Genomic DNA, 11,178 nt, shown 5'->3' with positions numbered 1-11,178 from the left:
CCGCGATGCCGCGATGCCGCGATGCCGCGATGCCGCGATGCCGCGATGCCGCGATGCCGCGATTCCTCGTGGCCTTCCTGCCTTTCTGCCTTTCTGCCTTTCTGCCTTTCTGCCCTTCTGCCCTCCTGCCCTCCTGCCCTCAGGTCGCGCTCGGTCGGGAGTCAGAAGGGTGCGGGTGGTTGGTCGGGTTCGGGTGGGGGTGGGTCGTCGGGGAGGAAGCGGACGGCGGGGGAGTACGGGAGGGGTTCGTCGGTGTAGGTGCGGCCGGTGGGGCTGGTCCAGTGGAGGACGCCGCCGGGGTGTTGGGTGACTAGCCAGCGGGTGAACTGTTTCTGGGTGTGGTGGCGTTGGCAGAGGTGGGCGAGGTTGGCGACGGCGGTGGTGCCGCCGAGGGCGTGGTCGTGGGTGTGGTCGACTTCGCAGCGGATGGCGGGAGTGGTGCAGCCGGGCCAGCGGCAATGGCGGTCGCGGGCGCGGAGGTGTCGGTCGATGGCCGTGGTGCGGTGGTAGGTGTCGGTGTGCAGCACGGCCCCGGTGAGGGGGTGGGTGATGATGCGATCCCAGGGGAGGGTGGTGGTGTCGGCGAGGATGCGGGCGGTGCCGGCGTCGATCGGTCCGTGGCCGACGAGTTCGACGGGGTCGAGGTTCTCGCGGTCGGGGTCGAGCATCGTCAGGGCGGGGACGACGACCTGGATGCGGGCGCGGATGGCGCCGAGAAGGCCGGGTGCGTCGTCGGTGCGGGTGGGGTCGCCGTCGGGGGCGGCCGTGAGCAGCAGGTCGGCGAGGAGGTCGGCGCGTAGCTGGGCGGTGGTGCGCTCATCTGGCACCGTGTCTGCGTCGTCACCGCGGGAGTCGATGATGACGCGGGCTTGGTGGGTGAGGCGGTCGTGGATGCCGACGGCGAGGACGGTGGGAAGGGTGGCGATGAGGTCGGACATGCCGTCGTCACCGGTGATGACGCGCACGCAGCGGGTGTCGCGTCCGCGCTGATGGCGCTCGGTGACCGTGGTCGGGTGCAAGCGTTCGGCCAGCATCGTCAGCCGGGCACGTAACCGGCCGGGGCTGAGGCCGTCGGCGGTGGCCACGGCGAGAAGGTCGAACTCCGCGCGAGCGTCGACGGGGAGGGCGGCGCCGACGTCGAGGATGGTCTGCACGTGGGTGCGGGTGAGCACGCCCGCCTCCCATGCGGCGAGGGTGCGCGGGTAATCGTCGACGAGGGTCATCGCCCGACCGATCTGGGTCTGCACCGTGCGATCGGAGAGGTTCTCGGCGGCGGCGAGTTCGGACGCGACCTCCCTGAGTGCCAGCTCGGCGGCGCGGGCGGTGGCGCGTTGGCCCGCCATGACGTCGAGGGCGAGGTGGCCCGCTTCAGCGAGGGCACGGGTGCGGGCGACCTCGGCGGCGGCGAGCGCGGCGCCGGTGCGGCGCACGTCGTCGACGATCGCGGTCAGGGGCCGCGACGGGCGGGGTGGGGCTGGTGGGGGAGGGTCGGGTGGCGGTGTGGGGACGGCGTCGATCTGCATGTGTGCATGCTAGCGAGGACCTCCGACATTGGACCGGCCGAGGAGGGGCGCTCGGGGAGAGATGCGCTTCAGCGCAGGATGTGGAGGAGGGGTGAAGCGTCGGCGAGCCGGCCCCGGGAGGCATCGACGTGCTCAGCTACCTCGCGGTGGGTGGTGCCGGTGACGTGGGTCGCGGGAGCTTCGACAGGCTCAGCCACCTCGCGGTGCGTGGTGCCGGTGACGTGGGTCGCGGAGGCTTCGACGGGCTCAGTCACCTCATCGCGTGGTCCCGGTGGCTTCGACAGGCTCAGCCACCTCGCGGTATGCGGGGCCGCAGACGAGGGTTCCGGCGGCTTCGACAGGCTCAGCCATCTCAGCACGTGGCTCCGGTCGCTCGACAGGCTCACCCGCCACCGTCCCGGGAGCCCGTGCGCGTCAGCGCTCGCCGAGTGCCGCCCGCACGAGCGCGACGGCGTCCGCCGGCGAGACGCCCAAGCGGCGAACGGTCTCGGCGTACGCCTCCGCCGCCTGCGCGGCGCGCGACGAGGCCGCGTCGCCCCCGCGGACGATCGTGCCGGCGCGACCGCGGGTCTCGACGTACCCGGCCTCCTCGAGTTCCCGATACGCGCGGGCGACGGTGTTTGCCGCGAGGTTCAGGTCGGCGGCCAGAGCCCGCACGGGCGGCAGGCGCGTGCCGGCCACGAGCGATCCGTCGTCGATGGCCGCGATGACCTGCGCCCGCACTTGCTCGAACGGGGGCGTGGCCGATGCGGCATCCAGGGAGAAACCCACGGCTCAGTCGTTCAGTCCGAAGAGATCGAGCGGGTGGGTCAGGCGCCACCACGGGCTCGGCGGTTCGATCTCACCCGCGAGCCGCACGTCGACGGTGTCTGCGTCGACGGGACCGGTCGCGGTGAAGGTGCCGACCGTCGTGCCGGAGTCGGTGGCCTCGCCCAGGTCGAAGCTCGCCGAGGCCTGCGCTGCGCCGCCGTTCCACAGCACCACGGTCGCGTCCGCGGTGGTGACGAGGTCGATGTCGTCGCTCCACCGCGTCTCGACCTTTCCGACGACGGTGCCCGCGGTCACAGAGGGAGTCGGCTGCAGCTCCTGCTCGATGCGTGCGAAGAGGTCGCGGGTCGCCTGATTGCGGGTGTCGGGCCCGGGCTGGCCGAGAACCGCGGCGTAGGCGCGGATGGTGGCATCGCCGACCGTGATGTCTTTGGCGGTCAGCAGGTTCCAGGCGTCGAGCGTGCCGGTCTTGATGCCGACCACCCCCGGATCGGCGAGCAGGGCGTTGCCGTTCGAGAACGTGCCCGCGCCGGGGAGTGTCAGCTCGCGCGTGCGCACGATCTCGGCGATCACGGGGTTGGCGAGAGCCCGCTCGGCGAGCGCGATCAGGGCGGCCGGGGTGGCGGTGTTGCCCTCTTCGATTCCGGTGGGGTTCACGATGGTGATGCCCTCGATGCCGCGTTCGGCGAGGTATTGGTTCGCGGCGGCGGAGAACTCGGCATCCGTGCCGAACAGATCGGTCGCCAGCCGTTGGGCGTAGTTGTTCGCGGAGGCGATCAGCATGCCCTGGAGCATCTGCAGCTCGGTCAGGCTGCCGTCGACGGGCACGTCGAGCGACGACTCCCCACGGGCGCGGTACTGCCAGTAGTCGGCACTGTCGGTCTGCGTGAACGCGTACGACGGTCCCTGCTCGCCGGGCGCGAGCGGCAGGCGGTCGAGCACGACGAGGGCCGTGACGACCTTGGTGATGCTCGCGATCGACTCGGGCGCCGTGGCCCCTGTCGTCAACGTCTCGGCGACGCCGTCGATCGCGATCGCCGCTTCGCCCTCGGCCGGCCACGCGGGGGAGGCCGCGGGGGCGGCGGCGGGTTGCACGCCGACGGCCCGGGTCGTGGGCGCGACCGCGTTCAGCGGCCACAGCAGGGTCGCCGCGGCGTACAGCCCGAGGATCAGCACGATCAGCACCGGCGGGATCACGGTCGCGGGACGAAGGCGCCGCCGGCGGCGACCCGCCAGCAGGTCGGCGGGCCGGGTTGCCGCACCCGATACGACGAACGCGGGCGCGGGCCGTGTGTCGGCGGCGTCGGCGGGGTCGAGCCAGGTCAGCGCCCCGATGAGGACGGGGGCTCCGGGTGCCGCGGGCGCCGGCGCACCGGAGGCGGATGCGGTCGGCGCCTGGTCGACGGGGGCTCCGGATGCCGTGGGCAGCGCGCCGGAGGCGACGGGCGCCGTGTGCGCCGAATCAGCGGGAGTTCCGGATGCCGCGGGACTCGCGGTCGTTCGAGCGTCGTCCGCATCCGACGGGGATGCGCCGCTCGGGTCCGTCGCCGCGTCCGCGGAGGGGCGAGGCCCGGCATCCCTCGCCGACGCCGCCGGGTTCTTGGTCGCTCCGCCCGTCTCCCGGCCGTCGAGGCCCGGAGCCGCCCCTCGACGGCGCTCGTCGCGTCGCGTGGCCGGGGTCTGCTCGTGCACCCGCCCACGCTACCCCGGCGTCCCCCCTATACTCGTCACGACAACCACGGGAGTCCGGTGAGCCGGGCTGAGAGGAAGCGATCCACGCTTCGACCGTCGAACCTGATCCGGATCATGCCGGCGCAGGGAGGAGCAGAAAATGCACACGTCCACGTCTGCCCGCACGGCCCCGGCCGTCGCCACCGTCGACCGCTTCCGGTGGCGCGTCGTCGACATCGTCGTCGCCGCAGTCCTCGGAGTGGCGGTCGGCCTCGTGTTCTTCGGCTGGAACACCGTCGGCGGCCTCTGGTTCGAGGGAATGGATGCCTTGACCCCCGGCCTCGGCGGCCTCGCGGTCGGCATCTGGCTGATCGGCGGCGTCATCGGCGGGCTCGTCATCCGCAAGCCCGGTGCGGCGCTGCTCGTCGAGCTGATCGCGGCCGTCGTCTCGGCGCTGATCGGCAACGTCTGGGGCGTCACGACGATCTTCTCCGGCCTGGCACAGGGGCTCGGCGCCGAGGTGATCTTCCTGGCCTTCCTCTACGTGCGGTTCACGCTCCCGGTCGCGATGCTCGCGGGCGCCGGCGCCGGTATCGGCGCGTGGGTGCTCGAATTGTTCCTGTCGGCGAACATCGCCAAGACCGTCGAGTTCAACCTCATCTACCTCGGCTCGCTCATCGTCTCGGGTGCCCTGCTCGCGGGCGTCGTCGGTTGGCTGCTGGTGCGGGCCCTCGCCGCCACCGGTGCGCTCAGCCGCTTCGCCGTGGGTCGGGACGCACGCCGCGACGTCTGATGACGGGCCCCGCGCGCGTCGACGTCGAGGGCTGGGGCTGGCGGTACGCCGGCCGGAAGCTCCCCGCCACACGCGACGTCGAGCTGTCGATCGAGCCCGGCGAGCGCGTGCTGCTGCTCGGTGCCTCGGGAGCAGGGAAGTCGACGCTCCTCGCCGGCCTCGCGGGACTCCTCGGCGAGAGCGATGAGGGCGAGACGACCGGGCGCATCCGCGTCGACGGGCAGGCGCCCGAAGGACAGCGCGGCCGGATCGGACTGGTGCTGCAGGACCCCGAGTCGGGGATCGTGTTGTCGAAGGTCGGCGACGACGTCGCGTTCGGATGCGAGAACCTCGGCGTTCCGGCGCACGAGATTCCCGCCCGGGTGTCCGAGGCCGTGGCATCCGTGGGTCTGAGCGTGTCCCTCGACCGCCCCACGAAGGCGCTGTCGGGTGGGCAGAAGCAGCGCCTCGCGCTCGCCGGGGTGCTCGCGATGCGGCCGGGACTGCTGCTGCTCGACGAACCCACCGCCAACCTCGACCCCGAGGGCGTCGCCGAGGTGCGCGCGGCCGTCGAGAACGTCGTCCGCACAGACGGCACCACCCTCGTGCTGATCGAGCACCGCACCGACGTGTGGGTCGACCTCATGACCCGCGTCGTGGTGCTGGCCCCGGGCGGCGGCGTGCTGGCCGACGGACCGCCCGCCCGGGTCTTTGCGGACCACGGCGACGCGCTCGCCGATGCGGGCGTGTGGGTGCCGGGGCGCCCCGTCGACCTGCCCATGCTCGCCCCGCTCGGAACACCGGATGCCGTGCTGTCGGCCACGGAGCTGTCGATCGGGCGTGAGAAGCGCACGGTCGTGGCATCCGGACTCGACGTCGTCGTCCCCCGCGCGGCCGGAACCGTGGTGACGGGACCCAACGGCGCCGGCAAGTCCACCCTCGCGCTGACCCTCGCGGGGCTTCTCCCCGAGCTCTCGGGCGAGGTCGTCGCGGCATCCGGTCTCGCCGCCCGCGGCATCCGTCGCCCCTCCCGCTGGCGTTCGACCGAGCTGCTGACGCGCATCGGCACGGTGTTCCAGGAACCCGAGCACCAGTTCCTCTCGTCGACCCTGCGCGACGAGCTCGCTGTCGGTCCGCGGGCCCTGCGGATGCCGGCTGCCCAGGTCGACGCGATCGTCGACGAGCTGCTCCAACGGTTGGATCTGGCGTCCCTCGCCCTCGCCAACCCCTTCACCCTCTCGGGCGGTCAGAAACGGCGCCTGTCGGTGGCGACGGTGCTCGCCGCCTCGCCGGAGGTGATCGTGCTCGACGAACCGACCTTCGGGCAGGACCGCCGCGGATGGAGCGAGCTCGTCGGCCTCCTGCAGCGCGAGATCGCGCGCGGGCGTACGGTGGTCGCCGTCACGCACGACGCCGACGTGGTGCGGCACCTGGGGCAGCATCGGGTCGCTCTCGACTCCCCGAGCATCGCCGGGGGAGGTGCGCGGTGAGCGCCGCGACGATGGTCCGCGCCCGGCCGGTCTGGCTCGACGGGGTGAACCCGGTCGCCAAGGTCGCGATGGTCATCGTGCTCGCGGTGCCGCTCCTGGTCTCGATCGACGCCGTGAGTGCCGCGACGGCCATCGTGCTCGAGCTGCTCTGCGTGCCGCTCACGGGCGTGGCCTTCTCGATCGTGCTGAAGCGCCTGCTGCCGGTGCTGCTCTTCGCGCCGGTCGCCGGGATCAGCATGCTGCTGTACGCCCGCCCGGGGGGAACCGTCTACGGCTCCTTCCTCTTCGCCACGATCAGCGACGACTCGATCTCACTCGCGTTCGCGGTGCTGCTGCGCGTGGTGGCCCTGGCGCTGCCGATGATCCTGCTGTTCGCCCGCACCGACCCCACCGAGCTCGCCGACGCGCTCGCGCAGGTGGCGAAGCTGCCGAGCCGCTTCGTGCTCGGCGTGCTGGCCGGCGCCCGCACGGTCGGGCTCTTCGTCGACGATTGGCGCACGATGACCCTCGCGCGCCGTGCCCGGGGGCTCGGCGACAGGGGGGCGCTGCGCCGGTTCTTCTCGATGGCGTTCGTGCTGCTGGTGTTCGCCGTGCGCCGCGGGACGAAGCTCGCGACCGCCATGGAGGCGCGCGGTTTCGGCTCCGGCATCGAGCGCACGTGGGCGCGCCCGTCGACGCTCTCGGTTCGGGATGCCGTCGCCGTCGGCGGCGCGGTCCTGCTCATGGCCGTGGCGCTCGGGGCGGCGGTGGTGTCGGGCGCGTTCCGCGTGGTCGGGTCCTGAGGCGGGTCGATCTTCCGTCACCCCGGCTGAGTGTGGACGACACCCGCACGATTTCCGGCGACGTCCGGGGGTTGTGGACGCTCAGGCGCGGGGGCCAGGCGGTCACGTCGCGTTCCACAGCTCCCGGTAGTACGCCAGGCGGGCGGCATCCGGGGCCACTCCGTAGGCGTCGAGCAGGGCGCCGTGCCATCCGGGGCCGTAGTTCCACTCGGTCGACAGGGCCGCCACCGCGATGTCGGCCCACCGGTCTGCGACGCCGAGGGCGCCGAGGTCGACGTGCGCCGCCCACTCCCCGTCGTCGCCGATGAGGGTGTTGGGCGCGCACGCGTCGCCGTGGCACACGACCAGCCGATCGACGGGTGGGGCCTCCCGGAGGTCGTCGGGAACCCGGACGCCGCGGACGGCGGCGTTCTCGACGCGACCGGTCACGCTCCACGAGAACGGACAAGCCTCGACCGGCAGGGCGTCGTGCAGGGCGCGGAGTCCTCGGCCGAGCGCCCGCACCGCGCCGTCCGGGCGCGCGACCCATCGCGGATCGACCGCCGACCGCCCCGGGACACCCGCGGTGACGAGCCATTCGTGGGTGGCATCCCGCCCCTCGTCGAGCACGCCCGGCACGGGGGAGAAGGGCGCCGCCCAGCGCAGGCGCTCGGCCTCGGCGCGCATCGACGTCTCGGCGTTGCGCGGCCCCCACTTCACGTACCGGATGCCGTCGCCGTCGCCGGCCCGGAACGTCACGCCCCCGATGTTGTTGCGCCAGACCGGCTCCAACGTCGCACCGCCCGCGAGCGCGCGCACCCGGTCGGGGACGGGCTCGCTGGTGTCGGGGATGCTCACGTTCCGATCCTCGCGCACGCGCACGCGCGGAGCGGGGTCACGGGGCGTTCTCCCCTGGTGGTCGCTTGGGTCGAGTGTCCACGACACCCGGAGGGTGCGCCCGAGGTGTCCGGGTGTCGTGGACACTCAGGGAAGGAGGGCGACCGGGTGGCCGGATCCGCGCGGACCCGGCGCCTCAGAGCACGTACTCGAAGCACACCGACTGCGGCATCGTCTCAATGTACGGCTCGTACACCGAAATCGGCGTGAAGCCGGTGGCGGCGTACAGCCGCAGTGACTCCGGCTGCATCCGACCGCTCTGCAGGATCACCCGCGTGGCGCCGCCCCGGCGGGCGAGCTCGACCACCTCCGCGGTGAGGGCGCGGCCGACACCGCGACGGCGGGCGGCGTCGACGACGATAAGGCGCTTGAGCTCCCACTCCGCGCCGAGGCGGCGGAGCATCACGTGTCCGAGCGGGGTGCCGTCGGCATCCACCGCCAGCAGCGTCGCGACGACCTGCTCGGGGTGCACGGCGAGAGCCGCTTCGCGCTTCGCGGCGAACGCGGGGGTGTCGCCGGCATCGGCGTCGCGGTACCGCTCGTCGAGATCGGTGTCGAGGATGCCGCGCAGCGCGGTCGCGCGCGGATCGTCGACGTCGACGCGTTCGATGCGGAAACCGGGGGCTGGCACCGTTCGAGCCTATGCGGGGTGATGCCCCGGTCCTCCCGTACGGTCCTGAGTCTCGACTAAGGTGGGACCCGGTTTCAGCTTCGAAGGAGAACGCATGGACATCGCAGGAGCCTCCGCCCTCGTCACCGGCGGTGCCTCGGGCCTGGGCCTGGCCACCGCCCGCCGTCTCACGGCTGCGGGCGCGCACGTCACCATCGTCGACCTTCCGTCCTCGACGGGAGCCTCCATCGCGGAGGGTCTGGGCGGATCCTTCGTCGCCGCCGACGTCACGGATGCCGATCAGATCGCAGACGCCGCCGCCCGCGCCGCCGAAGCGGGGCCGCTGCGCGTGGTCGTGAACTGCGCCGGCATCGCCCCTCCGGCCAAGGTGCTCGACCGGGAGGGCGTGCCCACCGCGCTGGCCGACTTCGAGCGCGTGATCCGGGTCAACCTCATCGGCACCTACAACGTGGTCGCCCAGGCGTCGGCGGTGATGGCACGGACCGACCCCGCCGACGGCGGCGACCGGGGCGTCATCGTCAACACCGCCAGCGTCGCGGCCTTCGACGGACAGATCGGCCAGCCCGCGTACGCGGCCAGCAAGGGCGGCGTGCACGCGATGACGCTCCCGATCGCGCGAGAGCTCGCCCGCCACGGCATCCGGGTCGTCACCATCGCCCCCGGCATCATGGAGACGCCGATGCTGAAGGGACTGCCCCAGGCGGCGCAGGACTCGCTCGGCCAGCAGGTTCCCTATCCCTCCCGCCTCGGCGCCCCCGACGAATACGCGCGCCTGGTGCTCGCCATCGTCGACAACGGCTACCTCAACGGCGAGACCATCCGCCTCGACGGCGCGATCCGGATGGCGCCGAAATGACCGACGGCATCCTGCTGCACGTCGAGGACGGGCTCGCGCGCGTCACGTTCGACCGCCCCGCCTCGCTCAACGCGATGGACTTCCCCATGGCCGCGCGCTGGCGCTCCGTCGCCCAGGAGGTGACCACCGATGCGTCCGTCGGGGCGGTGATCCTGGAGGCCAACGGTCCGGCCTTCTGCGCGGGCGGCGACGTCGTCGCGATGGCGACGACCGGTGCGGCGGGCCGCGAGGTGACCGAGACGGCGGAGGCGATCCACGACGGCATCCGCACCTTCGCCGAGGCTCCGCTGCCGATGGTCGCCGCCGTCCAGGGAGCGGTCGCGGGCGGCGGGCTCGGCTTGATGCTCACCGCCGACTACGTCGTGGCGAGCGAGAACGCGCGCTTCGTCAGCCGCTACGCCAACATCGGCCTCACCCCCGACCTGGGCGTCTCGACGCTGCTGCCCGCGGCGATCGGCCAGCGGCGCGCTCTGCAGCTGCTGCTGCAGGATCGGATGCTCTCGGCCGCGGAGGCGCAGGACTGGGGGCTGGTCGCCGAGGTCGTGGCATCCGGAGACCTGCGGGCCCGGGTCGACGAGATCGCGCGATTCTGGCTCGAGGGGGCCACCGCGGCGTTCGGTCAGGCGACGCGACTCGTGCGCGTGGGCGCCGGACGCTCGCTCGCGGCGAACCTCGACGACGAGGCCGCCACGATCGGCGCCGCCTTCGACACCCCCGAGGCCAGGGCGCGTGTCGCCGCCTTCGCCGCCGCCTCCGCGAAAGGACGCGCATGAGCACGTCGCCCTCGTCCGGCGCCCCGCTGGCCGGCAAGACCATCCTGATGTCGGGCGGGAGCCGCGGCATCGGCCTCGCGATCGCCCTGCGCGCGGCCCGCGACGGCGCGAACGTCGCGCTGCTCGCCAAGACCGACACCCCGCATCCCAAGCTCGAGGGCACCGTGCACACGGCGGCCGAGGCGATCCGCGCGGCGGGCGGGCGGGCGCTGCCGATCGTCGGCGACGTGCGCGATGAGGCGTCGATCACCGAGGCGGTGCTGCGCACGGTCGGGGAGTTCGGCGGCATCGACATCGTCGTCAACAACGCCAGCGTCATCGACCTCTCGGGCTCGCAGGAGCTCGCGACGAAGAAGTACGACCTCATGCAGGACGTGAACGTCCGCGGCACCTTCCTGCTGTCGCGGGCGGCGGTGCCCCAGCTGCGCGAGGCGGCGAACCCGCACATCCTTTCGCTGTCGCCGCCGCTCAACGTCACGCCTCGCTGGCTGGGAGCCCACACCGGGTACAGCCTCGCGAAGTTCGGCATGACGATGGCGACCCTGGGTCTCGCGGCGGAGTTCGCGGATGCCGGGATCGCCGCGAACACGCTGTGGCCCCGCACGACCATCGCGACGGCGGCCGTGCAGAACGTCATCGGCGGCGACCGGCTCATGCGCGTGTCGCGCACGCCCGAGATCTACGCGGATGCCGCGTACGAGGTGCTGCGTGCCCCCTCGCGCGAGCTGACCGGGCAGACGCTCATCGTCGAGGATGTCCTCATCGCCGCCGGGGTGACGGACTTCTCCGGCTACGCCGCCATGCCGGGCACGCCCGACGAGGCGATGTATCCGGACATCTTCCTCGACTGACGCGGGGGTAGGGCGGGGCGGTGCGTCCCCGCGTCGGGGTCGGGGTGTGCGGGCTGTGCGTCGGGGTGCCGCGCGTGTGCTGGCCGTGTCGCGCGGGCTGCGCGTGGGGATGCCGCGACCTCGCGCGTGTGCTGGCCGTGCCGCGTGGCATCCGTGGCGCATAAACACGGTTCGTGCGCATAAAC

12 protein-coding genes and 1 riboswitch are annotated in these 11,178 nt (G+C 72.9%); of the genes, 6 read left to right on the top strand and 6 right to left on the bottom strand.

The window, feature by feature from the left end; genetic code table 11:
• Positions 1 to 161 precede the first annotated feature (161 nt).
• From QRO03_RS11740 to QRO03_RS11725, 4 genes are all read right to left on the bottom strand, one after another.
• Positions 162 to 1,523: an HNH endonuclease signature motif containing protein gene (locus tag QRO03_RS11740; protein WP_285137679.1), complete on the bottom strand. Its 1,362-nt coding sequence runs from the start codon at positions 1,521 to 1,523 to the stop codon at positions 162 to 164.
• Positions 1,524 to 1,591: 68 nt separating this feature from the next.
• Positions 1,592 to 1,777 (bottom strand): hypothetical protein, encoded by a 186-nt coding sequence (locus tag QRO03_RS11735; protein ID WP_285137678.1) that lies wholly within the window; start codon positions 1,775 to 1,777, stop codon positions 1,592 to 1,594.
• A gap of 160 nt (positions 1,778 to 1,937) precedes the next feature.
• Positions 1,938 to 2,294: a GntR family transcriptional regulator gene (locus QRO03_RS11730; protein ID WP_285137677.1), complete on the bottom strand. Its 357-nt coding sequence runs from the start codon at positions 2,292 to 2,294 to the stop codon at positions 1,938 to 1,940.
• 3 nt (positions 2,295 to 2,297) lie between these two features.
• On the bottom strand, positions 2,298 to 3,983 hold the full coding sequence (locus tag QRO03_RS11725) for a D-alanyl-D-alanine carboxypeptidase family protein (RefSeq protein WP_285137676.1): 1,686 nt from the start codon (positions 3,981 to 3,983) through the stop codon (positions 2,298 to 2,300).
• A gap of 36 nt (positions 3,984 to 4,019) precedes the next feature.
• A riboswitch (TPP riboswitch) is annotated at positions 4,020 to 4,129 on the top strand.
• On the opposite strand from QRO03_RS11725, the gene QRO03_RS11720 reads away from it, so the two are divergent.
• The 3 genes from QRO03_RS11720 to QRO03_RS11710 all read left to right on the top strand — a co-directional run bounded on the left by QRO03_RS11720 (position 4,123) and on the right by QRO03_RS11710 (position 7,006).
• The gene (locus tag QRO03_RS11720) at positions 4,123 to 4,755 is read left to right on the top strand and encodes an ECF transporter S component (RefSeq protein WP_285137675.1); all 633 of its coding nucleotides are present in this window, start codon (positions 4,123 to 4,125) and stop codon (positions 4,753 to 4,755) included. (Overlaps the previous riboswitch by 7 nt.)
• Positions 4,755 to 6,224 carry an ABC transporter ATP-binding protein gene (locus QRO03_RS11715; protein WP_285137674.1) on the top strand — a complete coding sequence of 490 codons (1,470 nt, stop codon included), beginning with the start codon at positions 4,755 to 4,757 and terminating at the stop codon, positions 6,222 to 6,224. Before QRO03_RS11720 ends, QRO03_RS11715 begins: the two co-directional genes overlap by 1 nt.
• Before the next feature lie 11 nt (positions 6,225 to 6,235).
• A complete protein-coding gene (locus QRO03_RS11710; RefSeq protein ID WP_285137687.1) occupies positions 6,236 to 7,006 on the top strand; it encodes an energy-coupling factor transporter transmembrane component T family protein in 771 nt (256 codons plus the stop codon).
• 102 nt (positions 7,007 to 7,108) lie between these two features.
• Here the strand turns inward: QRO03_RS11710 and QRO03_RS11705 are convergent, their stop codons facing one another.
• A complete protein-coding gene (locus tag QRO03_RS11705; RefSeq protein WP_285137673.1) occupies positions 7,109 to 7,843 on the bottom strand; it encodes an aminoglycoside 3'-phosphotransferase in 735 nt (244 codons plus the stop codon).
• Between the two features lie 175 nt (positions 7,844 to 8,018).
• Positions 8,019 to 8,513 carry a GNAT family N-acetyltransferase gene (locus tag QRO03_RS11700; RefSeq protein ID WP_285137672.1) on the bottom strand — a complete coding sequence of 165 codons (495 nt, stop codon included), beginning with the start codon at positions 8,511 to 8,513 and terminating at the stop codon, positions 8,019 to 8,021.
• 94 nt (positions 8,514 to 8,607) lie between these two features.
• Here QRO03_RS11700 and QRO03_RS11695 point away from each other — a divergent pair, with 94 nt between their 5' ends.
• The 3 genes from QRO03_RS11695 to QRO03_RS11685 are packed head-to-tail and all read left to right on the top strand — an operon-like array spanning position 8,608 to position 10,993.
• Positions 8,608 to 9,369, top strand: a complete 762-nt coding sequence (locus tag QRO03_RS11695) for an SDR family NAD(P)-dependent oxidoreductase (protein ID WP_285137671.1) — start codon at positions 8,608 to 8,610, stop codon at positions 9,367 to 9,369.
• Positions 9,366 to 10,142, top strand: a complete 777-nt coding sequence (locus tag QRO03_RS11690) for an enoyl-CoA hydratase/isomerase family protein (RefSeq protein WP_285137670.1) — start codon at positions 9,366 to 9,368, stop codon at positions 10,140 to 10,142. Before QRO03_RS11695 ends, QRO03_RS11690 begins: the two co-directional genes overlap by 4 nt.
• Positions 10,139 to 10,993: an SDR family oxidoreductase gene (locus QRO03_RS11685; RefSeq protein ID WP_285137669.1), complete on the top strand. Its 855-nt coding sequence runs from the start codon at positions 10,139 to 10,141 to the stop codon at positions 10,991 to 10,993. The genes QRO03_RS11690 and QRO03_RS11685 overlap by 4 nt, the downstream gene beginning before the upstream one ends.
• Positions 10,994 to 11,178 lie beyond the last annotated feature (185 nt).

Source organism: Microbacterium sp. lyk4-40-TSB-66 (assembly GCF_030209475.1).
Lineage (GTDB): Bacteria > Actinomycetota > Actinomycetes > Actinomycetales > Microbacteriaceae > Microbacterium.
Note: the sequence above shows the minus strand (reverse complement) of the source record. Positions and strands in the feature narration are given on the sequence as shown.

What these genes read in the sequence shown, in the direction of transcription:
- QRO03_RS11695 (WP_285137671.1), top strand. Translation starts at nt 8,608, where the DNA reads ATGGACATCGCAGGAGCCTCCGCCCTCGTCACCGGCGGTGCCTCGGGC.
- QRO03_RS11720 (WP_285137675.1), top strand. Translation starts at nt 4,123, where the DNA reads ATGCACACGTCCACGTCTGCCCGCACGGCCCCGGCCGTCGCCACCGTC.
- QRO03_RS11710 (WP_285137687.1), top strand. Translation starts at nt 6,236, where the DNA reads ATGGTCCGCGCCCGGCCGGTCTGGCTCGACGGGGTGAACCCGGTCGCC.
- QRO03_RS11690 (WP_285137670.1), top strand. Translation starts at nt 9,366, where the DNA reads ATGACCGACGGCATCCTGCTGCACGTCGAGGACGGGCTCGCGCGCGTC.
- QRO03_RS11740 (WP_285137679.1), bottom strand. Translation starts at nt 1,523, where the DNA reads ATGCAGATCGACGCCGTCCCCACACCGCCACCCGACCCTCCCCCACCA.
- QRO03_RS11715 (WP_285137674.1), top strand. Translation starts at nt 4,755, where the DNA reads ATGACGGGCCCCGCGCGCGTCGACGTCGAGGGCTGGGGCTGGCGGTAC.
- QRO03_RS11685 (WP_285137669.1), top strand. Translation starts at nt 10,139, where the DNA reads ATGAGCACGTCGCCCTCGTCCGGCGCCCCGCTGGCCGGCAAGACCATC.